Source organism: Streptomyces nitrosporeus, assembly GCF_008704555.1.
GTDB classification, from domain to species: Bacteria; Actinomycetota; Actinomycetes; order Streptomycetales; family Streptomycetaceae; genus Streptomyces; species Streptomyces nitrosporeus.
Genome location: NZ_CP023702.1, coordinates 3,934,576 through 3,960,266, shown reverse-complemented (window position 1 = coordinate 3,960,266; position 25,691 = coordinate 3,934,576). Strand labels below are relative to the sequence as shown.

At 71.6% G+C, this 25,691-nt stretch carries 22 protein-coding genes and 1 pseudogene; 11 read left to right on the top strand and 12 right to left on the bottom strand.

The features are described 5' to 3' along the window. Nucleotides 1–135: 135 nt before the first annotated feature. Nucleotides 136–885: an SDR family NAD(P)-dependent oxidoreductase gene (locus tag CP967_RS17615; protein WP_150488892.1), complete on the bottom strand. Its 750-nt coding sequence runs from the start codon at nt 883–885 to the stop codon at nt 136–138. 128 nt (nt 886–1,013) lie between these two features. Here CP967_RS17615 and CP967_RS17610 point away from each other — a divergent pair, with 128 nt between their 5' ends. Together CP967_RS17610 and CP967_RS17605 are read left to right on the top strand one after the other, a co-directional pair. After that, on the top strand, nt 1,014–1,448 hold the full coding sequence (locus CP967_RS17610; protein ID WP_150488891.1) for an Rrf2 family transcriptional regulator: 435 nt from the start codon (nt 1,014–1,016) through the stop codon (nt 1,446–1,448). Nucleotides 1,449–1,595: 147 nt separating this feature from the next. Continuing rightward, nucleotides 1,596–1,962, top strand: a pseudogene (locus CP967_RS17605) (transposase family protein); the annotation flags it as partial. A 428-nt stretch (nt 1,963–2,390) separates the two neighbouring features. On the opposite strand, the gene CP967_RS17600 reads toward CP967_RS17605, so the two are convergent. Continuing rightward, nucleotides 2,391–3,248 carry an alpha/beta fold hydrolase gene (locus CP967_RS17600; protein ID WP_150488890.1) on the bottom strand — a complete coding sequence of 286 codons (858 nt, stop codon included), beginning with the start codon at nt 3,246–3,248 and terminating at the stop codon, nt 2,391–2,393. Nucleotides 3,249–3,308: 60 nt separating this feature from the next. On the opposite strand from CP967_RS17600, the gene CP967_RS17595 reads away from it, so the two are divergent. Further along, complete coding sequence (locus tag CP967_RS17595; RefSeq protein WP_150488889.1) at nt 3,309–3,899, top strand: TetR/AcrR family transcriptional regulator; 591 nt, start codon at nt 3,309–3,311, stop codon at nt 3,897–3,899. Nucleotides 3,900–4,106: 207 nt separating this feature from the next. On the opposite strand, the gene CP967_RS34035 is transcribed toward CP967_RS17595, so the two are convergent. The 8 genes from CP967_RS34035 to CP967_RS17565 all read right to left on the bottom strand — a co-directional run bounded on the left by CP967_RS34035 (nt 4,107) and on the right by CP967_RS17565 (nt 9,124). Next, complete coding sequence (locus CP967_RS34035; RefSeq protein ID WP_167535400.1) at nt 4,107–4,268, bottom strand: hypothetical protein; 162 nt, start codon at nt 4,266–4,268, stop codon at nt 4,107–4,109. Beyond that, entirely contained in the window at nt 4,265–4,420 is a 156-nt protein-coding gene (locus tag CP967_RS34030) for a hypothetical protein (RefSeq protein WP_167535399.1), read from the bottom strand. The genes CP967_RS34035 and CP967_RS34030 overlap by 4 nt, the downstream gene beginning before the upstream one ends. Nucleotides 4,421–4,539: 119 nt before the next feature. Next, a complete protein-coding gene (locus tag CP967_RS17590) occupies nt 4,540–5,382 on the bottom strand; it encodes a helix-turn-helix domain-containing protein (protein ID WP_150488888.1) in 843 nt (280 codons plus the stop codon). A 5-nt stretch (nt 5,383–5,387) separates the two neighbouring features. Then, nucleotides 5,388–5,915 carry a DUF6879 family protein gene (locus CP967_RS17585; RefSeq protein ID WP_150488887.1) on the bottom strand — a complete coding sequence of 176 codons (528 nt, stop codon included), beginning with the start codon at nt 5,913–5,915 and terminating at the stop codon, nt 5,388–5,390. Nucleotide 5,916: 1 nt separating this feature from the next. Continuing rightward, nucleotides 5,917–6,120: a hypothetical protein gene (locus CP967_RS17580; RefSeq protein WP_150488886.1), complete on the bottom strand. Its 204-nt coding sequence runs from the start codon at nt 6,118–6,120 to the stop codon at nt 5,917–5,919. 461 nt (nt 6,121–6,581) lie between these two features. After that, nucleotides 6,582–7,757 carry a hypothetical protein gene (locus tag CP967_RS17575; protein WP_150488885.1) on the bottom strand — a complete coding sequence of 392 codons (1,176 nt, stop codon included), beginning with the start codon at nt 7,755–7,757 and terminating at the stop codon, nt 6,582–6,584. A 228-nt stretch (nt 7,758–7,985) separates the two neighbouring features. Beyond that, nucleotides 7,986–8,627 carry a LysE family translocator gene (locus CP967_RS17570; protein ID WP_150488884.1) on the bottom strand — a complete coding sequence of 214 codons (642 nt, stop codon included), beginning with the start codon at nt 8,625–8,627 and terminating at the stop codon, nt 7,986–7,988. A 134-nt stretch (nt 8,628–8,761) separates the two neighbouring features. Beyond that, nucleotides 8,762–9,124, bottom strand: coding sequence for a hypothetical protein (locus tag CP967_RS17565; RefSeq protein ID WP_190175153.1), 363 nt, complete (start codon nt 9,122–9,124; stop codon nt 8,762–8,764). Between the two features lie 113 nt (nt 9,125–9,237). On the opposite strand from CP967_RS17565, the gene CP967_RS17560 reads away from it, so the two are divergent. Together CP967_RS17560 and CP967_RS17555 are read left to right on the top strand one after the other, a co-directional pair. After that, nucleotides 9,238–9,708 carry a cation:proton antiporter regulatory subunit gene (locus CP967_RS17560; protein ID WP_150488883.1) on the top strand — a complete coding sequence of 157 codons (471 nt, stop codon included), beginning with the start codon at nt 9,238–9,240 and terminating at the stop codon, nt 9,706–9,708. A 2-nt stretch (nt 9,709–9,710) separates the two neighbouring features. Further along, on the top strand, nt 9,711–11,054 hold the full coding sequence (locus tag CP967_RS17555; protein ID WP_150488882.1) for a cation:proton antiporter: 1,344 nt from the start codon (nt 9,711–9,713) through the stop codon (nt 11,052–11,054). A gap of 169 nt (nt 11,055–11,223) precedes the next feature. Here the strand turns inward: CP967_RS17555 and CP967_RS17550 are convergent, their stop codons facing one another. Then, nucleotides 11,224–11,826: a MarR family winged helix-turn-helix transcriptional regulator gene (locus CP967_RS17550; protein WP_150488881.1), complete on the bottom strand. Its 603-nt coding sequence runs from the start codon at nt 11,824–11,826 to the stop codon at nt 11,224–11,226. A gap of 205 nt (nt 11,827–12,031) precedes the next feature. On the opposite strand from CP967_RS17550, the gene CP967_RS17545 reads away from it, so the two are divergent. Next, a complete protein-coding gene (locus tag CP967_RS17545; RefSeq protein ID WP_229888503.1) occupies nt 12,032–12,556 on the top strand; it encodes a nitroreductase family deazaflavin-dependent oxidoreductase in 525 nt (174 codons plus the stop codon). 198 nt (nt 12,557–12,754) lie between these two features. Beyond that, nucleotides 12,755–13,210 carry a tellurite resistance TerB family protein gene (locus tag CP967_RS17540; protein WP_150488880.1) on the top strand — a complete coding sequence of 152 codons (456 nt, stop codon included), beginning with the start codon at nt 12,755–12,757 and terminating at the stop codon, nt 13,208–13,210. A gap of 344 nt (nt 13,211–13,554) precedes the next feature. Here CP967_RS17540 and CP967_RS17535 read toward each other — a convergent pair whose 3' ends face one another. Next, entirely contained in the window at nt 13,555–14,628 is a 1,074-nt protein-coding gene (locus tag CP967_RS17535; protein ID WP_150488879.1) for a PucR family transcriptional regulator, read from the bottom strand. Nucleotides 14,629–15,064: 436 nt separating this feature from the next. Between CP967_RS17535 and CP967_RS17530 the strand changes: the two genes are divergently transcribed. The 4 genes from CP967_RS17530 (at nt 15,065) to CP967_RS17515 (ending at nt 25,560) form a co-directional block, all read left to right on the top strand. Then, nucleotides 15,065–15,703, top strand: a complete 639-nt coding sequence (locus CP967_RS17530) for a hypothetical protein (RefSeq protein WP_150488878.1) — start codon at nt 15,065–15,067, stop codon at nt 15,701–15,703. 157 nt (nt 15,704–15,860) lie between these two features. Further along, a complete protein-coding gene (locus tag CP967_RS17525) occupies nt 15,861–17,996 on the top strand; it encodes a flotillin family protein (RefSeq protein WP_150488877.1) in 2,136 nt (711 codons plus the stop codon). 362 nt (nt 17,997–18,358) lie between these two features. Continuing rightward, complete coding sequence (locus tag CP967_RS17520; protein ID WP_150488876.1) at nt 18,359–23,383, top strand: DNA repair ATPase; 5,025 nt, start codon at nt 18,359–18,361, stop codon at nt 23,381–23,383. A gap of 179 nt (nt 23,384–23,562) precedes the next feature. Next, nucleotides 23,563–25,560, top strand: a complete 1,998-nt coding sequence (locus CP967_RS17515) for a potassium channel family protein (protein ID WP_150488875.1) — start codon at nt 23,563–23,565, stop codon at nt 25,558–25,560. Nucleotides 25,561–25,691: the final 131 nt, after the last annotated feature.

The following is a 25,691-nucleotide window of genomic DNA, read 5'->3' as shown; positions in this document are numbered from 1 at the left end:
GGAGATCAGAGCCTGGACGCGGCGGCGTCGCATCTCATGCGCACAGCCTTCGAGCAGTACGCCTTGTCGCGGGTCGTCGGCCGTGCGCGCCCCGAAGACGCGATGTCCTTCGGGGCGCACTGCAGGGGTTCGGGTTCAGGCGTTGTAGCCACCGTGGGCGTCCAGTACCGCGCCCGTGACGTACGACGCGGCGGGGCTCGCCAGGAAGGCGATCGCCGCGGCGATTTCGTCGGGGTGCCCCATGCGTTGCAGGGACAGCGAGCTGACCAGGGCATTGAGGGTCTCGGGGTCCGGCGGCTGCATGCCGCCCTCCATCAGTCCGGCCTCCACGACGTTGGCCGTGATATTCCGGGGCCCGAGGTCGCGTGCGACGCCCATGGTGTACCTCTCGATCCCGGACTTGGTCGCCGCGTAGTCGGCAAGGCCGGGGGCGCCGACCCGGGAGCCCAGTCCGGAACTCACCGTGATGATGCGGCCGCCTTCGCGCAGCACTCGAGAGGCGGCCCGGGTGACGGCGATCACGCCGAGGTAGTTGGTGGCGTGCATCCGGTCCAGTGCGGCGGTGTCGGCGTCCGGGTCGTCCACCGCGCCGGCCACGGAGACCGCCGCGTTGTTGACGAGGATGTCCAGGCCGCCGAAGTGCGTGACCACGTCGTCGATCAGCGCCGGTGCCCGGCTCGTGTCCGCCTGGTCGGACTGGAAGGAGACGGCCTTGGCCCCCTTGCCGCGCACCTCGTCGACGACAGCCTGCGCCTGCTTCCCGGAACTGACGTAGGTGAAGGCGACGTCGGCGCCCTGCTCGGCCAGCAGCCGTACGGTCGCGGCTCCCAGTCCGCGCGACCCCCCGGTGACCAGGGCGACCTTGCCCGCGAGTAGCTTGCTCATTCTTCTCACCTCGTTGATTGACCCTTTCCGGCAGTCGCAACGTTAATTGTTACGACAGATTGTTGCAACCTTCGCTGTTACGACAACACTGTCGTAACATGAAGCGTTGCGGCCGAAAGGAGGGGTTCATGAGTGCCAACAGCAGGTTGACCATCGCCGCCCACGCGCTTGCCTGGATCGGCCTCTACCAGCGCCAGGGCCATGAGGTCGCCACCTCCGAGCAGATCGCGACCAGCGCGAACACCAACCCCGTGGTGATCAGGCGGCTGCTCGGCGAGCTGCGCCGGGCCGGGCTCGTGGAGTCCCGGCGGGGTGCGGGCGCGGGCTGGTCACTGGCGCGCGAGCTGGGGGCTATGACCCTGCTCGATGTGTACGAGGCAGTGGAACCCGCCCCGCTGTTCGCGATGCACCGCACCACCCCGGACCAGGGATGCGTGGTGGGTCACGGCATCCAGCCGGCGATGCAAGGCATCTACGACGGCATCGAGAAGACCCTGAGAGACGAGCTGGCACGCGTCACGCTCGAGAACGTACTCCAGGACGCACTCGCGGCACCTCGCTAAGGGTCTGCCGGAAATTAACCTGTGGGTTTTGCGGCCTGGTTTCGCAGGTCAGCGTGTTGCCGGCCCGCATGTTGTTCCCCGGCAGGCCCTAAGCGCTGTTCCGTGGTCCCACGAAACTGAGGGTCATGCCGTGCCCGGGTCGGCGCCCGCAAGAGCTGGCCTTGGAGCCTTCCGCTGGAGTACCGGGCTCTGCTGGTCGCGGCCTACTGACGCACGAACCTCACCATGCGACAACTCGCCCCGCTGTTCGGGGTGCCCAAGTCGGCGGCGGACCGCATCATCGACCACCCCGGGCCGATGCTCGCGCTTCAACCCCGCAAGAGGTTCGCCAAGGGGACCGTGCTCATCGTGGACGGCACCCTGGGCCCCCACCTGCGACCACACCATTGCCGAGCGGTCGAAGAACTACCAGTACTCCACCAACCACCAGGTCGTCATCGACGCCGACACCCGCCCGGCCGTCGTGGTCTGTCGGCCGCTCGCCGGGAACCGAAACGACTGCAAGGCCATGGAGTTCATGACGGGGTCAGCCCCGCGTACGCGGGGAGCAGTTCGGCATCTACACCGCCCTCACACCGGTGGTGGGGTCATCCCCGCGTGCGCGGGGAGCAGGTCTGGGTGAGGTGCTGGTCGATGTGGCGGAGGGGGTCATCCCCGCGTGCGCGGGGAGCAGTCTATTTGACCTGCAGGTTTACCCGGCGGGAGCAGCAGTTTCTACCAACTTCACCGACTCGGACATTTCGCCCACATTCCCTGAAAAACTCAAAGCGGGCATCATGTGCACCCTCCCGCCACCCACTCAGGGCCAAATCCTCACTTGCCCACCAAGAGCCTACGCCGACACCGAGGCCAACTCCCCGGCCACAGAGCGGCATGGGCACCCTCCGGGCCCCACGCTTCAGCAGTCGGGGCATGAACGAGACAGGCGTTCCGCTCTCGGGCTCAACTGGCGCCTCCAGCCGGCTCCGCCCCAGTACGGGCAAGGAAGTCGGTCAGCACTTCGGCAAGCCGTTCGGGCTGGTCCTCGGGGACGAGGGTGGACGAGTCAGCGATCTCGACCAGACGACCCTGTGGGTACAACTCGGCCAGGCGCGGGCCGTGCTCACGTGGCATCAGCCTGTCCTCGGTCGCCCATACGACCAGTACCGGACGCTCGAACTCACGCAGTCGCTCGCTCCAGGCCAGCAGCGTCTTGCGGTTGGGGGCTCCGGTGGCGAACTTGGCCAGGTCCCGGCGGATGGCCCTGCTGCGGGTGGCGGGAGCGAACCAGTCGTCCATGATCTCGTCAGGGATGCCACGCAGGCTCATCCCACCGTATCCGGCCCGGTTGTGCCGGAACGCGGGAACACCCATGAGCCGGGTCAGGAGCCAGACACCGCCGGGAATCCTGCACACCTGGGCCATCGCCTTGGCAGGTCCGGGTGGGAAGTTGTCGAATGCCTCGCAGGCCACCAGCACCAGGCGCGCGATCCGTCGGCCCTGCTCTTCCGACACCAGGAACTGGCCTCCGCCCCAGTCGTTGAGGACAAGGGTCACCTGGTCCAGGCCGAGCCGTTCGATGAACTCGCCCAGGAGCCGGGCCACCCCGCGCTGGGTCAGGTCGGCGTCCGGGTTCATCGGCCGACGGTGGCCACCGAGAGGCAGCGTAGGTAAGACACATCGGTATCCGTCCAGCAACGGGACCACCTTGCGCCACTGGGTCTCGTTCATCGGCATGCCGTGGCCGAACACCAGGACCGGCCCCTCACCGCCGGTGTCCTGGTAGTCGACCGGCCCGGACGACAGCTCGATCTCCGGCATCGAACCCCCTATTTGATAGATCGTTCTACTGTATCTTGGGGGCAGGAAGGGCGGAGGGCAATGGGACAGTCGGACACACGGGTCAGAATCCAAGGCGCAGCCGCGACGCTGTTCCGCCGTCACGGTTACTCGGCCACCGGTCTCAAGCGGATCGCGACCGAAGCAGAGGCGCCGTTCGGCTCGATCTACCACTTCTTCCCCGGTGGCAAGCAGCAACTGGCCGAGGACATGATCCGCACATCCGGATCAGAGTACGGCCGCATGGTGCTGGCGCTGTTGGACAGCGTGGCGGACCCCGCCGAATCCCTCGTGCACGCCTTCGACGCCGCCGCAGACGACCTCGCCGCAGCCGACTACGCCGACGCGTGTCCGATCGGGACAGTGGCGTTGGAGGTTGCCAGCAGCAACGAAGTACTGCGGGCCGCCACGGCGGAAGTCTTCGAGGAGTGGGTCGACGCTGCGGCGCAGTGGTTCGGCCACTGGGTGGCCGAACCGGCGGCAGCGCGCTCACTCGCCTGCTCGATGGTCATGATGCTGGAGGGGGCGTTCATGCTCAGCCGGGCCTCCCGCGATCCGGAGCCGCTGCGAGTGGCCGGCCGGTCGATGGCCGAGTTGCTGCGCACGGCTGTCACGCGGGCGGATAAGGGCTGACCTCGGTGGATCCTCGCGTGTGCGGGGATCAGCGAGGCTGATCCGGACGAGGCCGCGCCGGACGGGGCCATTCCCGCATGGGGAGCAGGGAGGCGCGGCCCCGTAGTACCCGGCCGGTCCTCGGTGGTCGTCGCGGCCTTCTGCCGCGCGGTCAGAGCGGTGATCTTCCCCGGCGTGGGGCGGGAGGAGAGGCAGGCTTCTTGCCGGTCATTCGCCGGATCCCTTATCCGCCGCGCGGTACGCGGCCCGGAGTTCCTCACCCTCGGGGCAGGCCGTGTCGACGGAACGGCACCCGGCGTCGCAGCCCTGGATGTGGATGATGTAGGCCCGGTACGTGGCGGCCAGCTCGGTCATACGGGCCTCGGTCACGAGGATGCCCCCGTGAAGCAGCGGGGGCTCTGGCACACCGGGTAGCAGCCGATCGTCTCCACCGTGCCGAGGGCGACAGCCTGTTGCTCCTCACGCACCGCCCGGGCACCGGCGTAGCGGTCCACCTCGTACATCTTCGACGTCATCGGCATGTGTGGGTCTCCCGTCGCATCCGGTGAGCTGTACCGCTGAACGTAGACGCGGGCATCGGGGAGGGGCCTGCTGATTGTGCCGGATTGCGCGAGGTGCCGGCCGGGTTGGGCCGGGTTGCTCAGGACTTCATGAACAGATGCCGAGCCCGCATGATGAGGCGGTGCGCCTGTGGGCCGTACACGGAGGATTCGTCCAACCCGTCCCATGCTCGTCCGTACAGGGCGAGGTCATCGGTGGAGTCGAACGACAGCTCGGTGTTGATCGTCTCGACTACGACGCGGCTCTCGTCGAAGATCCAGAATCCATGCTTCGGGGTGAGCTCCATAGGTGTGCCAAGCGGGACGATGCCGAACTCCACCGTGCTCATCCCGATCAACCCGGCCAGCCGGTCAAGCTGGGCGGCCATCACTTCCCGGGGGCATACGAGCGCGTGGAGAGCCCCCTCCCACACCAGGACACGGAAGAGCCGACCGGCTTCGTACAACACTTCCTGCCGGCGCATGCGAGCGGCCACCGCAGCGTCGGTGTCCGGGAGGGATCGCATCAACCTGGCGTTCTGCGCCAGGAGGTGCCGGGCGTAATCCGGTGTCTGGAACAGGCCCGGGATGACGGACGCCTCGTACCCTCGCACCGTTCTGGTCTGCCGGTACTCGACGACGTACCGGTCCTGTACCGGCCGGTGCCCTGCGGCGAGTTGCCGCCGCCAGTGCCGGTTGTGTGTCTTCAGCCCTCGTAGCCGCGAACACAGTTCCGAAGCGACATCCGGGCAGCCGGCTGCCGCTGCCCATGCTTCGAGGTCCTCGGCGGTGGCGGTCTGCCGTCCGTTCTGCAGCCTTGAGACCTTCGAGCGCTGCCAGCCGAGCCGTTCGGCGAATTCCTTACCAGTAAGGCCGGTTTCGGTGCGCAGTTCGGTCAAGCGCGCACCGAGAGCCTCCCTCGCGCTCTGGAAGTCCGTGCTCACGCCGATTAACGTACCCGCGCCCAGACGTCCGCAGAAGGAGCAGCGAGTGACCATGCGGCATCCCTCGCCCGGCACACGGCGAATACCTGTTCTGGATCGTTGATCAGTTCGACGCCGATTGTGAGGTCGGTGTCGTCTATGTGCATACGGACAAGGGTGCGGAAGTCGAAGAGCCACAGGTCGTAGTCGGGCAGAGCGAGGCGCTCTGCGGCCGCGCGGGGGAGCACACGGATGTCCTCACCTGCTGCCACGTTGCCGGCCGCAGTGGCCATGAGGAACCGCTGCCCGTCCGTGGGCGGCTCATCAATGATCCGGATCCGGGAGAACCGGGCACCCTCAGCTGCCTTTTCCCGCACGTTGACATTCCATGGGTGTTCGGGTTCCGGCTGCGGGTCGATACCGCGCATGAACGCCTGGAACCTGGCTCCGGCCCGGTCGGTGGCGTACCCGCGGCGGGTCTCCAGCCGGAACGCGGTGTGCTGGAAGTCCGTGAACAGATGAGTGGTCTCCTCGAAGGGGATCAGCGGTGACACGTCACTCCTCGGGGGCAAAGCGGGTCAGCAGGCCCCGGGGGATCACGACGAATCCCTCGTGTTCACTCACATCACGGAGTTGGGCCAGATGCTCGGGATCGGTGAGCAGGTCGCCCTGGACGACGATGTCGCCGGTTTCAACGATCTCGTACAGGGTGGGGCAGTTGCCGTGCTCGGATGTGGTGCCGAGGAACCTGAGCGTCACAGGGGGCTCCGTTCTTACGGGTGGAACATCAGCATGCTGGTCCTGAAGGTGTCGCGGGGACCGGTTGCGCGGGATTGCGGCAGGTGCGGAGTCTGCTGGGCATTGCGTGCAACTGTCTGCTGTACGCGTTGGCACGAGGAGCAGACAGGGGCCATCCCCGCGTGCGCGGGGAGCAGTACGACGAGGAGACCGTCACCGCGGCGGGGAAGGGGTCATCCCCGCGTGCGCGGGGAGCAGCACAGCGGAGGGTGCGGGATCCGGGAGCTGACGGGGTCATCCCCGCGTGCGCGGGGAGCAGTCTATTTGACCTGCGGGTTTATCCGGCGGGAGCAGCGGTTTCTACCAACTTCACCGACTCGGACATTTCGCACCTACCTCCCAGGGGGCACAGGGAAGCCACCAGGTACGCCCCTTGCCGCCCGGCCCAGGGTAGGCCCTCACCCCACCACCGAGAACACCGTTCACGTACTGACGACGCGCTGCGCCTCCACAGCCGCGACCCGCTCCCGCCACGGAACATGCCGATAGACGTCGTCCTCGTCATCCACCGCGGGCCTCACGGACAGCTCGGGCAGCGAAGGCACAGAAGCAGCCGCACCCGTCCCGCCCGCCGCCTCTTCCGCCAGCTGGACGGCCCGCTTCCGCTCCCAGACCTCCCAGGCCACCTGACGACGGCAAGGCCCGCAATGAGTGTCCCCCTCACCACCCCGGAAGACATGCTCATCCCCCGGACCCTGACACGTCACCCACCCCACCTGAAGCGGCAGTTGAACACCCTCCCCCCGGCCCACCAGCCCCACACCCGCCCCTCCGGAACGCGTCAGGCCGGAAGGGCAGGCCGGAGCCTCCGGCAGCTTCTGCACCAGCCGCCACCGCACGAACCCCACCGCCGAACGCACCCCCGCAGACGGCAGATCACTGCCCAGCACCCGGCACAACTCCTCCACCGACACACCCCGCCGCAACCACTCCACCGCCAACCCCACCAGCCTGCGAACCTCCACCACCCCCAGACGCAACGACCGATGCACCCGCCACAACCCCAACAGAGCACGCTCCGCCTCAGCCTCCTGCGCACTCCACGGACCCACCACCACCGACCCCGAACCCAGCTCCGACCCCGGTCCCGAACTCGGCTCCGGCTCCGGCTTCGTCGAAGTGGTTTCGGTGGGTGGGTGGGAAGAGTTCTTCTCCCGTTCTTCATCTACCGGTGTATAGCCACCGGCCGCCCGGCCTCCCGGCCCACCGACCGTCGGGTTCCGCTCACCCGGAGACACCTCAACCACGTCGGCAATCACCACACCGGCCCCCGCCGCCCGCAGCTCCGACGCCTCCGCGGGATCCAGCGCCACATTGGCCAGCAACTGCTCGGTCACCCAATGACCCCGCTCGTCCTGCCGCCGCCACTCATACAGATGACCGTGCACGACCAGCAGCTTCTTCGCCTTCTGATACGCCCGGCCCATGATCCCCAGCTTCCGCGCATGCTCGCTCAACGCCACAGCACGGCGCTCAGCGGGAAGCCCCTGCACATACAGAAGAAGAATCTTCGCGTCACTGCTCAAACGCGGGGTACGCACAAGGTCGTTCGCGGCCTTCGTATAGGCGCGAGACAGCGCGGTAGCATGCCAAAGCATCCCGGTGGTTCCTTCGTAGAGGTAGTGCCCACTGGCGGTGAAGGTCCTCGGGCTGTGGTGCTAACACACGTCCGGGGACCGCTCCGTATACGCACACACATGCGCACGGAGCGTGATGACCCGCTTACCGTAACGCAGCCGAAAAGCCGCACTCGCCACACAGCGGAAACATCAGCCATAAGGGTGGATTAGCAGCCGAACCTTCACGGCGGGCGCCTCACGGGTGGTTCAGTCCTTGCGTCCGGTCGTGGCCACCGTGACGCCAAGGCCGATCATCGCGAGCCCGCCGACACCTCCGACCATGGAGAGCCGGCGGGGTGAGCGGGCGAACCAGTCGCGTGCCGTGGCCGCGGTCAGGCCCCATACGCAGTCGGAGGCGACCGCGATGGCGTTGAAGACCAGGCCGAGCACGAGCATCTGGACGATGACGTGTCCTTGACCGCGGTCGACGAACTGCGGCAGAACAGCCGCGAAGAACACGATGGTCTTGGGGTTGGACACCCCGACCGCGAAGCCCTCCCAGAACGTACGCAGACCACTCCGCCCGGCCCCGTCGCCGCCGGTGAACGAGGCGTGCAGCGAGCCGCGCCCCCGCCATGCCCTGACACCCAGGTACACCAGATAGGCGGCACCGGTCAGCTTGAGGGCGGTGAAGAGGAGGACGGAGCGTTCCACGACGGTCCCGATGCCCGACGCCACGGCCACGACGAGGACGTAAGCACCGAGGGTGTTGCCCACAACCGTGGTCAGCGCGGCGCGGCGTCCCTGCGCCAGCGCCCGGCCGATCACGAAAAGCACGCTGGGGCCGGGGACGACGATCAGCAGGAACGACATGGCCGCGAAAGCGAGCAAGCGGTCGGCAGACACCATGGAGCCCATGCAAGCACGGGGCGAGGCCGCTTCTCCAGGGAGTTCCGCGCCGGTCTCCGCGGCGGGCTTCCACGACGCCTCCGCCGCCTACTGTCTGCCGACTCCGGCTCCGGCACCGCCACTGCCTCCGCCGGTCACTCCGGCGCCCGGCCCTCCGCCACCGCGTCGAGCAGCGGCCAGCCGTCCGCCTCCGGGTCCGAGCGGCCCTCCCTCACCAGTCCCCGGGCCTTCGCCTCGTCCAGCAACCGGCGCACCACGCCCGGCTCGTGGAGGTTGAGGTCGGGCCCGTGGGCGGTGCCCACCAGGCCGTCGTGCCAGGCGTAGCCGCCGGAGACGATGCGCCCCGGGCCCTCCCGGAAGACGATGCGCAGGGCGGTCGGCCCGCCCTCACGGCGGAGGGAGAGCACCTCGCGGCACTCGGGGTGGCGGTGGGACACGGACCAGAACCAGGTCTCTTCACCGGCCACGAGACGGCGGACACGCCGGCTGTCGGTCATGTGCCCACCCTACGGTCGCCACCTGGGGGTATTGACGTGGACCGATAAGGTAATGGCCGTCTAAAGAGTTGATCAAAAGGGTCACACACCGCCGCGCTCCTCAGGAGGAAGCCATGGGAACCCACCGCACATCGCTGCCCGGAGTCGGCGTCCAGTACGACTACACCACCGAGTCGGGACAGCACATCTCCGTGGTCGTGCACCACGACGGACGACGGTTCCTGGGCTTCTACGAAAAGGACGACCCAGATTCGTGCCGCCTTTCCGTACCCCTGACCACCGCCGAGGCGACGGCGCTGGCGCATCTCATCGACGCCGCGCCGATCGACGCCGTACGGACGGAGGGCATCAACCTCGTCACCGAGCACATTCCGCTCGGTTCCCGCTCTCCGTACGGCGGGCGGCTGCTCGGGGACACGAAGGCACGGACCCGTACCGGGGCCTCGATCGTGGCTGTTCTGCGCACGCACAGTGCGCATCCGTCCCCGGGGCCGGACTTCCGGCTCGCCATCGGGGACACGCTCGTTGTTGTAGGAACCCGTGAGGGCGTGGACACGCTCTCCGAGATCATCGCGGAGGGCTGACCGTGCACGACACGACCGCATTGCTGGTGGAGCTGGGCTCCGTCATTCTGGGGCTCGGCATCATCGGACGCTTCGCCGGGCGGATAGGACTTTCGCCGATTCCCCTCTATCTGCTGGCCGGCCTGGCCTTCGGGGAAGGCGGACTGCTACCGCTCGGCGCAAGTGAGGAATTCACCGCGATCGGTGCTGAGATAGGCGTCATTCTCCTGCTGTTGCTGCTCGGACTGGAATACAGCGCCTCCGAGCTCGTCACCAGCCTCAAGACGCAATATCCCTCCGGTGCGGTCGACTTCGTACTGAACGCGACGCCCGGCGCCATCGCCGGACTGATGCTCGGATGGGGCCCTGTCGGGGCCGTCGCGCTCGCCGGTGTCACCTGGATCTCGTCCTCCGGCGTGATCGCCAAGGTGATGACGGACATGGGGCGGCTCGGTAACCGGGAGACGCCCGTCATTCTCGGTGTCCTCGTCATCGAGGACCTGGCCATGGCCATATACCTCCCGCTGCTCACCGCGATGCTGGCCGGTGTCGGTCTGGCCGGGGGCAGCGTCGCCCTGCTGATCGCCCTCGGCACCGTCGGCTTCGTGCTGTACCTGGCGCTGCGTCACGGGCGGCTCATCAGCCGGGCCGTGTCCTCCGACAACCCGGAGATGCTCCTCCTCGTCGTCCTCGGTCTGACCGTCCTGGTCGCCGGTGTGGCACAGCAGTTGCAGGTCTCCGCCGCCGTGGGCGCTTTCCTCGTGGGCATCGCCCTGTCCGGTGAGGTCGCCGAGGGCGCGCGCAAGCTGCTGACACCGCTGCGCGACCTGTTCGCGGCCGTCTTCTTCGTGTTCTTCGGACTGTCCACGGACCCGGCCGAGATCCCGCCGGTCCTGCTGCCGGCGGCGCTGCTGGCCGTCGTCACCATCTTCACGAAGATCGGCACCGGCTGGTACGCCTCGCGCAGGGCCGGTATCGGTCCCCGGGGCCGCTGGCGTGCCGGAGGCACCCTGGTCGCGCGCGGTGAGTTCTCGATCGTCATCGCCGGTCTGGCCGTGGCCACCGAGCCGAGGATCGGGCCCATCGCCACCGCGTACGTGCTGATCCTGGTCATCGCCGGGCCGCTGACCGCCCGCTGGACCGAGCCGGTCGCCTCCCGGATCCAGGCCGCGCTCACCGGGAAGGGCAAGGACGGGGCCGCGCGGAAGCCGGGCGGGGACCTGCCGGGGAAGGCGGAGGAGAAGGCGGGGAAGGCGGGGAAGGACGGTGCCGCTGCCGGGACTGCCGCCGCCGGGACCGACGACGGCAAGGACATGCCCTCGCACGACGTCCTGACGCCTGAACACGCCGGACGCGACGCCGACTGACGGCCCGCCGCTACGGAAAAGCGCCGGTCCTCCACCCGTTTCTGCTCCTGGGCGGGGGGCCGGCGCTTTTCCGTACCGGTGCTTTCCGTGCCGGTGCCTCCCCGTGCCGGTGCCTCCCCGTGCCGGTGCTTTCCGCACCGGCGCTTTCCGTACGGCGGCCGGTGGCGGGTCAGGTCCAGCCGAGCGGGTAGGCGGCGGGGGCGGGGGCCTCACCGCCTGCCTCGGTGAACGCCGTCAGCGCGTCGACCAGCGCCGTACGCTGCTGAGGGGCGAGGCGTTCCACGATCCCGGCGATCTCCCGGCGGCGGCGCGCGGTGACGTCGGCGACGATCCTGCTGCCCTCCGGCGTCAGCCGCAGCACCGTCTCACGCCGGTTGTCCGGGTTGATCGTGCGCTTCGCGAGGCCGGCCGCTATCAGCCGGTCCACCATCCGCATCGCGGTGGAGGGGTTGACCCCGAGCCACTCGGCGAGGTCGACCAGCTTGGCGTCGCCGTGCGAGGACAGGACCACCAGGAGCCGGAACTGCGGGACGGTCACCCGGTCCTCGACGGCGGCGAGTGAGCGGGCGGCGACGGCTACGAGCAGTCGCGAGGCGGTCAGCACCGCGTGGGTCACGGCATCGACGTCGTCCGGGACTTCCTCCGGCTTCCCTCCCGCACCGTGGAGGGCCGGAGACTCGCCCGGTTCTGGGTCCGGGCCCGGTTCTGGGTCCGGTTCCGGTTCTGGGGCCGGGCCCTCGTCCTCGGAGGCGGCGGCGGAGTGTTCTGGCATGCCTCTTTGTACCCCCCTCCGACCGCCGAACCCGAATCGAAGCCGAGCCGATCTCGTTTCGGGACCCGGGGAATGTGGCACGAGCGACAGGGACAAGGCAACGTTTGCACTGTCCAAACGTTTGCACGGACCACCAGACCAGACGTCCACCCCGTACGCCGCCGCGCCGCATGCCGTACGCCGCCGGAGAAGGGCCAGCCGCCCCGTGACGCACCCGTCCGCCGAGCCTCCCGAACCCGCCGCCCCGGGCCCCCGCCGCCCCGCGCCGCTCACCGGCTGGAGGCGTTCGGCGGCACGGATGCCCGTCCTCCTGTTCCGGATGGGGATCGGACCGCTGTTCCGCGGGCGTCTGCTGCTGCTCGTGCACACCGGTCGTCTCACCGGCGAGCCGCGCCGGACCGTACTGGAGGTCGTCGGCACCGGGGAGATGGGCGGGCGCAGGACCTGGACGCTCGCCTCCGGCTTCGGGCCCCGGGCCGACTGGTACCGCAATCTCCGCCGGACCCCGCAGGCCGTGGTCCAGGCCGGGCGCGGCTACCACGCGGTGTCCGCCCGCTTCCCGGCGCCCGAGGAGGGCGGGGAGCTGATGGCGCGGTACGCGGACCGGCACCCCAGGACCGCACGCAGGCTGTGCGCCTTCATGGGTTTCCCCGTCGACGGCAGCGCCGAGGACTACCGGCGGGCGGGCGCCTCGATCCCGTTCGTCGTTCTGGTCGAGGACCTCTCCTGACGCCTTCCCGACGCACTTCGACCGCCTTCCGGCCACCTCCGACCGCTTCCGGCCGTCGCCGACCACCTCCGGCCACCCTCCGGTCGCCTTCCAGCCGCCTCCGGCCCGCGTTCGCGCGGACCGCGCACCCAGTTACTTCTACACCGTTGTAGAGTTTCCCTGGTTCGGCACCTCACGTACTCACCGTATGGAGACGTCATGGCCCTTTGGGACCGGATCAAGGAATCCGCTTCGACGATGCAGCAGCAGCTGGAGGCGAAGAAGAACGACCTGAAGAGCGGGGCGTTCCGGGACGCGAGCATGGCCGTCTGCGCCCTGGTCGCCGCCGCCGACGGTTCCGTCGACCCGTCCGAGCGGCAGCGCGTCGCCTCCCTGATCACGGGCAACGACGTCCTGCGGAACTTCCCCGCGGAGGACCTCCAGCGGCGCTTCAACGAGTACGTCGACAAGCTGACCGCCGACTTCGCCTTCGGCAAGGTCGCCGTGCTCCAGGAGATCGCCAAGGCGAAGAAGAAGCCGGCGGAGGCGCGTGCCGTGATCCAGATCGGCATCGTCATCGGTGGCGCCGACGGTGACTTCGACGCCTCCGAGCAGGCCGTCGTCCGCGAGGCGTGCTTCGCACTCGGGCTGCCGCCGCACGAGTTCGACCTGTAGCGCCGCGAGCCGGCGGGAACCGGCGTCCGGGCGCCGGGCACCCGGCCCCCGGAGCCCGCCGGAACCGGACCAACGGCCGGTGGACCAACGGCCGGTGGACCAACGGCCGGCGGGTCAACGGCCGGCAAGTCAGCGGCCGACGAACCACCGGCCGGCAGGCCACCGGCCGGCAGGTCAACGGCCGACGGTTCACCGGCCACCACCGGCCGTCGGACCGCCGGATCCCGCGGAGGGACCCACCCACCCCGCCGCGCCCGGCAGGCCGGGGGCGCCACCCCCTGTGCGCCCCCGGCCACCCCTCCCCCCTGCCCGCCCCGCCCCCCGGGGCGGCCGGACGGCCCCGCTCAGAGCTCCTTCGCCGGCCAGTCCAGCAGCCGGGCGCCGATCACCGCCGTCTGGAGCGAGTAGCGGTGCATCGGGTCGGAGGGGTCCGAACCCGTCAACTGGTGGATGCGCTCCAGCCGGTAGGTCAGCGCCCGGACGCTCAGCGCCAGCCGGCGCGCCGTCTCGGCTGCGACACAGCCCGAGTCGAAGTACACGGAGAGCGTCTCCAGCAGCGGTTCCGCGCCGCCCCTGGCCTTCTGGAGCGGGCCCAGTTCGCTGCGCACCAGGTCCGCCATCGCCTGCCGGTCCCGGGTGAGGACCGGGTAGACCAGCAGGTCGGCCGCGTAGAGCACCGGGTCGTCGAGGTCCATGAGACGGCCCATCTCCAGGGCGTCCAGGGCCTCGTCGTACGAGTGGACGACACCGCCCGGCCCTCGGTGCGGGCGCCCCACCGCGACCTGGCCGCCCTCCGTCGCCGCGTGCGCCTGCTTGGCGAAGTACCGCAGGACGTCCGGCTGGCTGCCCGGGGCGATGCACACCAGGCGTCCGTCCTTGGTGGTCAGCAGGATCTTCCGGCCGCTGAACCGGGCGAGCAGCGCCGTCTCCACCGTGCGCGGCACCGCGTCGCTCTCGGTGTACGCCTCGGGTCCCGCCGCAACCGCGACGGCGTGGGCGCGGGACAGCCGCAGCCCGAACCGGGTGGCGCGCTCCGCGAGACGGCCCATGTCGCTGCGCCCGTACAGCAGATCGTCGATGAACTCGCGGCGGGCCGCCTCCTCACGGCGTACGGTCAGGCGCTGCGCACGCTCGAAACCCTCCGCGAAGGCGTCGACCGTCTGCTCCACGGCCGCCAGTACGGCGGCGACGGCGGTCTGGTCCCCCCGGGCCGCGGCGGCGGGCCAGGACTCCCGGGTCGCCGTCAGATGCCGCCGGACCAGGGCCCGGAGCTGGAATCCCGCCTCGGCGGCCTCACGGCCGAGCAGCCGGTGCTCCTCCAGTTCCTCCCTGGTCAGCCTGCGTCCGGTCGCCGCGGCCTGTTCCAGGATCAGGGCGTAATCCCCCAGGACGTCGTCCGGAATCTCCGGCTCGGCCACGGGTCACCTCTTCTTGTATGTAACAGCTATGTCATCAGGGCAACGCTTCGAAAGCCCTGCCGGTGCCCGGCAACCGGACAGCGCCAAGTTTGCCGGATCCCGGCAATGCGCCGGACCCCCTCCCACTGGCACGATCACTTCAGCAACACACGGGGGAAACACGGGGGATACGGGGGAACACCGGGGGATACGGGGAGAAACCCGGCCGCCGCGGACCGTTCGCGGTTCCGTGGCGCCGGGGCCCCGCCCGGCCGCCCGCTCCCCCACGGAATTCCGTCCCGCGGAGCGCGGACACGACCGCGCCGCAGGACATGAAGACGGCACCGCCCGAGGGCGGCACGAGCACGGTACGAGGACGGCACCGCCCGAGGGCGGCGCGGTGCGAGGACGGCACGGCAGGAGCGCGGCGACGCCGCGTCACAGGGGGTGGATCCGGGTGAACGAATTCCTTTCCGCGGCACTCGCATTCCCAGCGGTGGTCTTCGGCGCCGCCCTGGTCGTCGTCGTCTGCTTCTGGCTGCTGGTGCTGGCCGGAGCCACCGGTCACGACTCCTTCGACACCGATCTCGACACCGACGCGGTCGGCGTCGGCGGGGTCCCCGTCTCGGTGTCGGTGTCCCTGCTCGTGCTGGTCTCCTGGTTCGTCAGCCTGACCGGTTCCGTCCTGGTCCTGCGCAGCGGCGCCACGGGCACGCCCCGGGCACTGCTCCACATCGCCGTGCTGGCCGCCGCCCTGCTCATCGCCTGGGGGACCGTCCGTATGCTCCTGCGCCGCTTCCGCCGGTACTTCCCCGCGGAACCCCCTCCATCCCGGCGGGACTTCGTCGGCCAGGTCTGCACGATCCGCACCGGGTCGGTCAGTGCCGACTTCGGGCAGGCGGAGGTCGCCGCGGCCGACGGCTCGACCGCCATCGTGCAGGTGCGTCTGCTGGACGCGTCGGTGCCACCCGGTGAGACGTTCACCGCGGGCAGCGCGGGGCTCCTCTACGCGTACGACGCCGAGGGCGAGTTCTTCTGGGTCTCCCCCTACGACGCCGAACTGGCCCCGCGCGCCCTGCCGCACGACGCGGGCTGATCCGGCACCAGGCACCCGGCGCCCGCACCTCCGTCCCCACCGCTCACCGCTCACCGCCCACGGGCCGGCCCCAGCGCGCCGGTCCTCCGCCCGGCATGCCCGAAAACACCGGGACCGGCCCCGCCCAGCTTCCTCATCACCACCGCCAAGGACTGACATGGATGCCATCTCCTGGGGCATCGGCGTACTGATCGCCGTTGTCCTGCTCATCGCCATCGCCCTGGTCTTCGTCATCACCCGCCTCTTCCGCAAGGTGGAGCAGGGCAAGGCGCTGATCATCTCCAAGACCAAGAAGGTCGACGTCACCTTCACCGGCGCCGTCGTCCTGCCGGTGCTCCACAAGGCCGAGACCATGGACATCTCGGTGAAGACGATCGAGATCCGGCGTACCGGGCGCGAGGGCCTGATCTGCCAGGACAACATCCGCGCCGACATCCACATCACGTTCTTCGTACGGGTCAACAAGACCGTGGAGGACGTCATCAAGGTCGCGCAGGCCATCGGGACCGGGCGGGCCAGCGACAAGGCCGCCATCCAGGAGTTCTTCGCCGCGAAGTTCTCCGAGGCGCTGAAGACCGTCGGCAAGCAGCTCGACTTCGTCGACCTCTACACCAAGCGCGAGGAGTTCCGGGACCGGATCATCCGGGTCATCGGAACCGACCTGAACGGCTACCACCTCGACGACGCCGCGATCGACTTCCTGGAGCAGACCCCGATGGCGCAGCTCGACGGCGCCAACATCCTGGACGCGCAGGGCATCCGCAAGATCACCGAACTGACGGCGATCGAGCACGTCCGCACCAACGAGTTCCAGCGCACCGAGCAGAAGGAGATCACCCGGCAGGACGTCGACGCCCGGGAGACCATCCTGGAGCTGGAGCGACGGCAGGCCGAGGCGGAGATCAAGCAGCGCCGCGAGGTCGAGACGCTGCGGGCCCGCGAGGAGGCGGCCACCGCCCGGGTGCAGGAGGAGGAACGGCTCGGCGCGCAGAGCGCGTTCATCCGTACCGAGGAGCAGCTCGGCATCCAGCGGGAGAACCAGGCCCGGGAGATCGCGGTCGCGCAGAAGAACCGCGAGCGGGTCATCGCCGTGGAGAACGAGCGGATCGAGAAGGACCGGGTCCTGGAGGTCATCGGCCGCGAGCGCGAGACGGAGCTGAACCGGATCGCCGCGACGAAGGAGGTCGAGGCCGAGCGCCGCGAGGTCGCCGACGTGATCCGGGAGCGGGTCGCGGTGGACCGTACGGTCGCCGAGCAGGAGGAGTCGATCCTGACCCTGCGGGCCGTCGAGGAGTCCGAGCGCGGCCGGAAGGCCGTGATCATCGCGGCCGAGGCCGAGGCGCAGGAGAAGCTGGTCAAGGACATCAAGGCGGCGGAGGCCGCCGAGGCCGCGGCCGCGCACCGGGCGGCCGAGCAGCTCACGCTCGCCGAGGCCCGGCTGAAGACCGCCGAGCTGGACTCCCTGGCAAAGCTGAAGCTGGCGGAGGGCATCCAGGCCGAGACCGCCGCCGCGGGGCTCGCCGAGATCCAGGTCCGGGAGGCGGAGGCCGAAGTCACCGAGAAGGCCGGCCTCGCCGAGGCGCAGGCGACCGAGGCCCGGCTGCGGGCCGAGGCGGAGGGCGCACGTCTGAAGGCGCTGGCCGTCGCGGAAGGCACCCAGGCCCAGGCCGCCGCGGACGCCGCGATGATCGGCGAGAAGCTGAAGGCCGAGGCGGAGGGGCTCACCGAGAAGGCCGCGGCGATGGCGGCGCTGGACGACGCCTCGCGCGGGCACGAGGAGTACCGGCTGCGGCTGGAGGCGGAGAAGGAGATCCGGCTGGCGGAGTTCGACGTCCAGCGGCAGGTCGCCGAGGCCCAGGCGACGGTCCTGGCCACCGGTCTGGAGAACGCGGACATCGACATCGTGGGCGGGGACTCCGTCTTCTTCGACCGTCTCGTGTCGTCCGTCTCGATGGGGCGGAGCGTGGACGGCTTCGTGAAGAACTCGAAGACCGCGCAGACCCTGGCGGGTCCGTGGCTGGACGGCAGCTCCTCCTTCACCGACGACCTGACCCGGGTGCTGGGCTCCGTGTCCACGGGTGACGTACAGAACCTGACGGTGTCGGCCCTGCTGATGCGGCTGATGCGGGGATCGTCCGGCCCGGCCTCCGACCAGGTACGCCAACTGCTGAGCGCAGCCGAGGAGTTGGGGCTCGCCGGGATGACGGTGTCCTCGCTGGCCGGCGGTGGACCGGCCCCGGCCGCCACCGCCTCCCGCAACGGGGCGGGCACCGGAGCGGTGGGCGTGGGCTGACGCCCACCGCCCCGGCCGGACCCGCACCACGGGGGCGGGCCCGGCCGGGACACGGGCCCACCCCGGCCGGAACCTCCCGGGGCCACGCCGGACCGGGACCCGCACCGGACCGGGACCCGCACCGGACCTGGACCCGCATCGGACCGGGACCCGTACCGGGCCGAACCGGGACCCGCGCCAGGCCGGACCGGGACCCGCACCGGGCCAGGCCCGGGAGGACCCGCCCGGCCCGGCGTCCGCCCGGCCCCGCCGGACAGGCCCCGGCCGCCCGGCATCCGGCCCGTCCCCCGCCCCCGGCCGGCCCCGCCCCGGCCGGGCCGGGGGCCGCACGCCGTAGTGACATCTCGTAGGGAGCCGTACGCATGGACCGCGACACCGCCACCGACACCGCACCCCCCGGTGCCACCGCCACCGCCGACACCGGAAGCGGCATCGACACCGGAAGCGGCACCGGAACCGGAACCGGCGTCGGAACCGGGCCCCGGGACCACGCCGACGGCGGTGCCTACGAGGTGCTCCGAAGGCGGCTCGCGGCGCAGGCCGATGAGCTGGTCCGGCGGGCCGAGGCGCTGAACGCGCGGCGCACCGAGGAGTTCGGATCGACCGGGCTGCGGCTGCTGGCCACCGAACAGGTGCACACCGGGCGGCCCTCGCTGGCCCGGGACCTCGTCGCCGTGGGCGGCCGGCTGCTGTTCGGCTTCGAGCGGGGCCCGGGGGCGGCCGGCGAGCCGGGCGTCGATGACGTCCTCGTGCTGCGGGAGCCCGGCCTGGAGGACGCCCCGGACGCCGGGCCGCTCGGCGACGAGGCGTTCGTACGGGAGTTCACCGGCCTGCACCGCTACTTCCGCGACGCCCGGCTGCTGCGGCTGCGCCGTGTCAACGGGCGGCTGATCGCCGTCTTCCGCACCGGGGAGCGGGCCGAGGACGTCCGGGTCCTGCGCTGGGCGCTCGGACCCGACGGGGAGCCCGGGGAGTTCCTGGACGCGCGGGGCGACCGCGACCACGTGTTCCCGCCCTCCCACGACTTCGAGTGGACCCCGGCCAGCCGCGAGGACCACCGCCCCGGCCGCCATCCGCACATCTCCGTCGCCGGCGGCGCGCTCTTCGTCGACGCCCTCGGCGGCACGCTCACCGTGAAGACGGCCGACGACACCGAGACCCCCGGCGGGATCTACGAGGAGCCGGTGGACGAGCCGCTCCAGTCCCTCGCGGACGCCGACGTGGCCTACGCCGAGGCCGGGCCGCTGGTCCTGCTGCGGGTGCGCCCGTACAAGGAGGAGACCTGGCGCCACCTGGTCTTCAACACGCTCCTCGGACAGGTCACCCGGCTAGACGGGATCGGCCCCTCCTGCCACCGGCTCCCCGAGGACCAGGGGATCATCTTCCCCGGCGGCTACTACCTCACCACCGGCGCGGCCAAGACCTTCGACACCGCCGAGGAGCTGTCCGACCCGGTCTTCGAGGGCACGGTCCGCTCCCCCAACGGCGAGGACGTGCTGTACGTCTTCCGGTCCCGGGACGGCGACCGCACCCTGCTCCTGCCGTACAACCTGATCCGCCAGGAGGTCGCCACCCCGCTGTCCGGCCGCGCCCACGCCCTCCTCGACGACGGCACCCTCGTCCTCCTGCGGACCGGGGAGGAGGGGCCCGCCCGTGTCCACCCCCTCCAGCGCTGGCAGACCCCCTACGTCTCCGACACCTACGCGGCGTCCCGGCCCGCCGGCACCGGGCCGCTCGCCCGGACCGGAAACGCCGACCTGGTACGGGGGATCTCCGACTGCCTCGCCCTGGCCCACGGTGTGCGCGACATGACACCGACCGCCGCCGTCTACGCCCGGCTCGTCGCCGACTGCGCGCGGGCGGGCGACCGCTACCACTGGCTCACCGACCCCGAGCTGGGCCTGCTCGCCGAACCGCTGGACGGGATCGGCGCCACCGCCGGACAGGTGCTGGCCGAGTTCGAGACCGTACGGGAACTCACCCGGCAGGCCGCCGACGCCCTCGACGAGACGTCGGCCCGGCTCACCGCCCTGGTCCGCCGGACCAGGGGCGAGGCGCCCCGCTCCGCCGCCGCGTGGGTGGAGCAGCTCACCGGTCTGCGGTCCGCCCACGGCCGGCTGGCGACCCTCGCCGAGATGCGTTACGCCGACACCGAGCGGATCGCGCGGCTGTCCGCCGAGGCCGAGGACGACCTCACCGCCGCCGCCCGCCGGGCCGTCTCCTTCCTCGCCCGCGACGACGCCTTCACCGGCTACCACGAGGAACTGGCCCGGCTCACCCGGGAAGCGGGCGAGCTGACGGCCGTCGCCCAGGCCCCCGCCCTCTCGGACCGGCTGACGGAGATCACCGGGGGCCTGGCCACCGTCACCGATGTGGTGACCGGCCTCGACATCGGCGACGCCACCGTCCGTACGTCGATCCTGGAGCGGATCGCCGGGGTCCTGGGCGACGCCAACCGGGCCCGCGCCGTCCTGGACGTCCGCCGCCGTGAACTGCTGACCACCGAGGGACAGGCCGAGTTCGCCGCCGAGTTCGCCCTGCTGGGCCAGGCCGTGACCGGGGCGCTGGCCGCCGCCGGCACCCCCGAGGACTGCGACGGGCAGCTGGCCCGGCTCCTGCTCCAGCTGGAGAACCTGGAGTCCCGGTTCGCGGAGTCCGACGACTTCCTCGGCCGCCTCGCCGAGCGCCGCACCGAGGTCTACGAGGCGTTCTCCGCACGCCGGCAGAGCCTCCAGGACGCCCGCGCCGAGCGGGCCGAACGGCTCGCCGGCTCCGCCGCCCGGGTGCTGGAGACGGTGTCCCGGCGGCTGTCCGCGCTGGAGGACCTGGACGCCGTCCACACCTACTTCGCGTCCGACCCGATGGTCGCCAAGGTCCGCCGTACCGCCGGGGAGCTGCGCGAGCTGGGCGAGGTGGTCCGCGCCGAGGAGCTGGAGGGGCGGCTGAAGGCCGCCCGGCAGGAGGCGGGCCGCGCCCTGCGGGACCGGGGCGAGCTGTACGCGGACGGCGGCGCGGTGCTCAGACTGGGCCGCCACCGGTTCGCGGTGAACACCCGGCCCTTCGACCTGACCCTGGTCCCCCGGGGCGACCGGCTCGCCTTCGCGCTCACCGGCACCGACTACCGCGCCCCCGTCACCGACCCCTCCTTCGCGGCGACCCGCCCCTACTGGGACCAGTCGCTGCCCTCGGAGTCCCCGGAGGTCTACCGCGCCGAGCACCTGGCCGCCCGCCTGCTGGACGAGCACGGCGCCGACGGGCTGTCCGGCACCGAGGACCTGGCCGCGCTGGTACGGGAGGCGGCCGCGGCGGCGTACGACGAGGGGTACCGGCGCGGGGTCCACGACGAGGACGCCACCGCGATCCTGGCCGCCCTGCTGCGGCTGCGCGCCGGGGCCGGACTGCTGCGCTTCGGGCCCGCCGTGCGCGCCGCCGCCCAGCTGTTCTGGGCGCACGAGGCCGACGAGGCACTGCGGACGTCCTGGACCCGGCGGGCGGTGTCGCTGGCACGGGCCCGCGACACCTTCGGGCTCGCCCCGGCGATCGGCACCCTCCAGGAGGAGTGGGCGGCGGTCATGGGGACGGACCGCGCGGTGGCCGTGTACCTCTTCGAGGAGCTGACGAGCCGCCCCGCCGGCTTCGTCACCGGCGCCGCCGTCCGCACCTTCCTGGAGAAGTTCCGCCGGGCGACCGGCACCCCGGCCTACGACGACGACCTGGCCGCGCTCCACGACGACCTGCCCGCCCGGCGCCAGCTGGTCGAGGGCTGGCTCGCCTCCTACGCGGCGGCGAGCGGTTCGGCGGTGGACGAGGGGGACCTCGCGGAGGCCGCCGCCGTGGAACTCTGCCCCGGCCTCGACCGCTACGACCACGACGCCCCGCTCACCGAACGCGTGGACGGACTCCTCGGCGACCACCCGCGTGTCCGGCAGGGCGCACTCCTGGTCCGCCTGGACGAACTCCTCGCCCGTACCGCCGCGTTCCGCGACCGGACGGTGCCCGGCTTCCGCGCCTACCAGCGGCTGCGCAACGGCCTCCTCGACGCCGAACGCGGCCGGCTGCGGCTGGACGAGCACCGCCCGCGGGTGATGCCCGCCTTCGTCCGCAACCGGCTGCTGGACGAGGTCTACCTCCCGCTCATCGGGGACAGCCTCGCCAAGCAGCTCGGCACCGCCGACGCCGGCCGCCGCACCGACTCCCAGGGCCTGCTGCTCCTGGTCTCCCCGCCCGGCTACGGCAAGACGACGCTCATGGAGTACGTCGCCGACCGGCTCGGCATGGTCCTCGTCAAGGTCAGCGGGCCGAACCTCGGCCACGACGTGACCTCCCTCGACCCGGCGCAGGCGGCCGACGCTACCGCGCGCAAGGAGATCGAGAAGATCAACTTCGCGCTGGAGTGCGGAAACAACACCCTGCTGTACCTGGACGACATCCAGCACACCTCCCTGGGACTGCTCCAGAAGTTCATCCCGCTCTGCGACGCGACCCGCCGGATCGACGGGGTGCGGGACGGCGAGCCGCGCGGCTACGACCTGCGGGGCAAGCGCTTCGCGGTGGTCATGGCGGGCAACCCCTACACCGAGTCGGGCGACCGTTTCCGGATCCCGGACATGCTCGCCAACCGGGCCGACGTGTGGAACCTCGGCGAGGTCCTGAGCGGCCGGGAGGACGTCTTCGCGCTGAGCTTCGTCGAGAACGCGCTGACCGCCAACCCGGTCCTCGCCCCGCTCGCCGGCCGCTCCCGCGCGGACCTCGAACAGTTCCTCCGCATGGCCTCGGGCACCGGCCCGGCACCGCGCGCCGACGAGCTGGAGCACTCCTACGCCCCCGCCGAGACCGAACGGATCGTGGCGGTGCTGCGCCACCTCCTCACCGCCCGGGACACCGTCCTCGCGGTGAACGCGGCCTACATCGCCTCGGCGGCGCAGAGCGACGCGTCCCGCACCGAGCCGCCGTTCCGGCTCCAGGGCTCGTACCGCAACATGAACAAGATCGCCGAACGGATCGTGCCGGTGATGAACGCCGCCGAGCTGGAGGCCGTCATCGAGGACCACTACGCGGGCGAGGCCCAGACCCTCACCAGCGGCGCCGAGGCCAACCTGCTGAAACTGGCCGAGCTGCGCGGCACCCTCACCGGCCCCCGGGCCGCCCGCTGGGCGGAGATCACCGCGTCCTACGTCCGCGCCCGGGCGCTCGGCGGCGCCGACGACGACCCGGCCGCACGCGCGGTCGCCGCGCTCGGCCTGCTGGCCGACCGGGTCGCGGCCGTCGAGACGGCCATCCGGCACGCGGTGGACCCCCGCCGGCTCCTGGCCGACCCCGCCCCCGGCCCCCGCCACGCCCGGCAGCCCCACCCGCCGGCCCGCCCCGGCCTGCCCCCGGCGGACTGACCCCGGCCACCCGGAACCGTACGGCTGCCGCACCACCCGCCCCCGCACCGCACGGATCCGGCACCGCCCATCCCCGCACCGCCCGCCCCGGGGCCGCCCGGCCCCGCACCACCCGCCCCCGCACCGCGCGGATCCGGCCCCGTCCGCCCCGGCACCGCGCCCAGGAAGGAGCACCAGGCATGCTGGGATTCGTGCCCCCACTTCCTCAGCAGACCCAACACCCCACCACCGGCGGCCACATGGTGGTCTGCGGCGACGACACCCTCGCCCGGCGGCTCGCCGTGGAGCTGCGCTATGTGTACGGCGAGCGGGTCACCCTGCTGATCCCGCCGGGCCGGGACGCGACCCGCCCCGAACAGCCGCTCACCCAACGGGCCCGCGCGGTCGCGCTGTTCGGCCGGATGTCGGCGGCGATGAACCGCAACGGCGCGGCGGGCGGGGCGAGCGACGACACCAACGCCGGGGTCGAGGCCGTCCGCATCATGGAGGCGGCCGAGCCATCGGACGAGGTGCTGGAGGAGGCGGGCGCCGCCCGCGCCGCCGCGCTCGCCCTCGTCTACGACGACGACGAGCTGAACATACGGGCCGCCCTGACGGCCCGTCGGATCAATCCGCGCCTGCGCCTGGTCATCCGCCTCTACAACCGCAAGCTGGGCCAGCACCTGGAACACCTGCTCGACCAGGCGGCCGCCGTCGCCGCGCCCGGCCTCGACCCGGCGGTACTGGACGCCTCCACCACGGTCCTGTCCGACGCCGACACCGCCGCCCCCGCCCTGGCCGCCACCGCGGTGACCGGCAGCAGCAAGGTCATCCAGGCCGAGGGACTGCTGCTGCGCGCCGCCGAACGCACCCCGCCCGGACACGGTGAACTCGCCGACCCCGGGCTGTGCACCCTGGCCCTGCTCTCCTCCACCACCCACGACCCCGCGGGCGCCGAGGGCTCCGACAGCAGCGGCGCCGACGGGCCCCAGCTCCTCCCGGACCGGGCGACGGTGGAGGAGGCGACCGGCCGGGGCACGGTCGTCCTGGAGGCCATCAGCCACGCCGGGCCCGACCGGGCGCCCAGCCGCATGGGCGGCCGGGGCGCGCCGCTGGGCCACATCTTCTCGCGCAGGCTGCGGTGGTCGGCCGCGGGCGTGCTGGCCGCCGCCGTGGCCCTCACCGTCGCCTCGGTCCTCACCTACGGCGACAGCCCGCTGCACGCCGCCTACCTCACCCTGCTCGACCTGCTCGCGATGGGCGACCCCGCGGAGGAGGACGCCGGCTCCGCCCGGCAGATCATCCAGCTGCTGTCCGGCATGGCCGGCATGCTGCTGCTGCCCCTGCTGGTCGCCGCCGTGCTGGAGGCCTTCGGTTCGCTGCGCACCGCGTCCTCCCTGCGCCGCCCGCCCCGCGGCCTGACCGGACACGTGGTCCTGCTCGGCCTCGGCAAGATCGGCACGCGGGTGCTGGTGCGGCTGCGCGAGATGGACATACCGGTGGTCGTCGTCGAGGAGGACCCCGAGGCGCGCGGCATCCCGGTGGCCCGCAGCATGCACGTGCCCACCGTCATCGGCGACGTCACCCAGGAAGGGGTGCTGGAGGCGGCCAAGATCGGCCGGGCCCGCGCCCTGCTGGCCCTGACCAGCATCGACACCACCAACCTGGAGGCCGCCCTCTACGCCCGTACCGTCAAGCCCGACCTGCGGGTGGCCCTGCGGCTGTACGACGACGAGTTCGCCACCGCCGTCTACCGCACCCTGCGCACCGCCCACCCGGACGCCCTGACCCGCTCCCGCTCGGTCTCCCACCTGGCCGCGCCGTCGTTCGCGGTGGCCATGATGGGGCGTCAGATCCTGGGCGCGGTGCCGGTGGAGCGCAAGGTGATGCTGTTCGCCGCGCTGGAGGTGGGCGGCCACCCCCAGCTGGTGGGCCGCACCGTGGATCAGGCGTTCCGGGCCGGGTCCTGGCGGGTCCTGGCACTGGACGCCACACCCCCGGCCGACCGCGCCCCGGACCTGGCCGCCGTACCCCCGTACGACCCGCTCGGCGAACAGGGGCCGGGCCGCCCGTCCGGCCTGGTCTGGAACCTGCACCCGGGCTATGTGCTCCAGGCCCACGACCGGGTGGTCATCGCGGCGACCCGGCGCGGGCTCGCGGAACTGCTGCGCCGCCGGCACACCACGGACGTCCGCTGAACGGCGCCACCGGGGCGGGGGCGCGGATGCGGGGCCCGGGTACCGGAGAGCCCGGGGACGGTGGCCCTGGCACACGGAGAGCCGGGGGCAGGGTCCTGGTGCGCGGAGAGCCCGGGGCGGAGGCCCTGGTA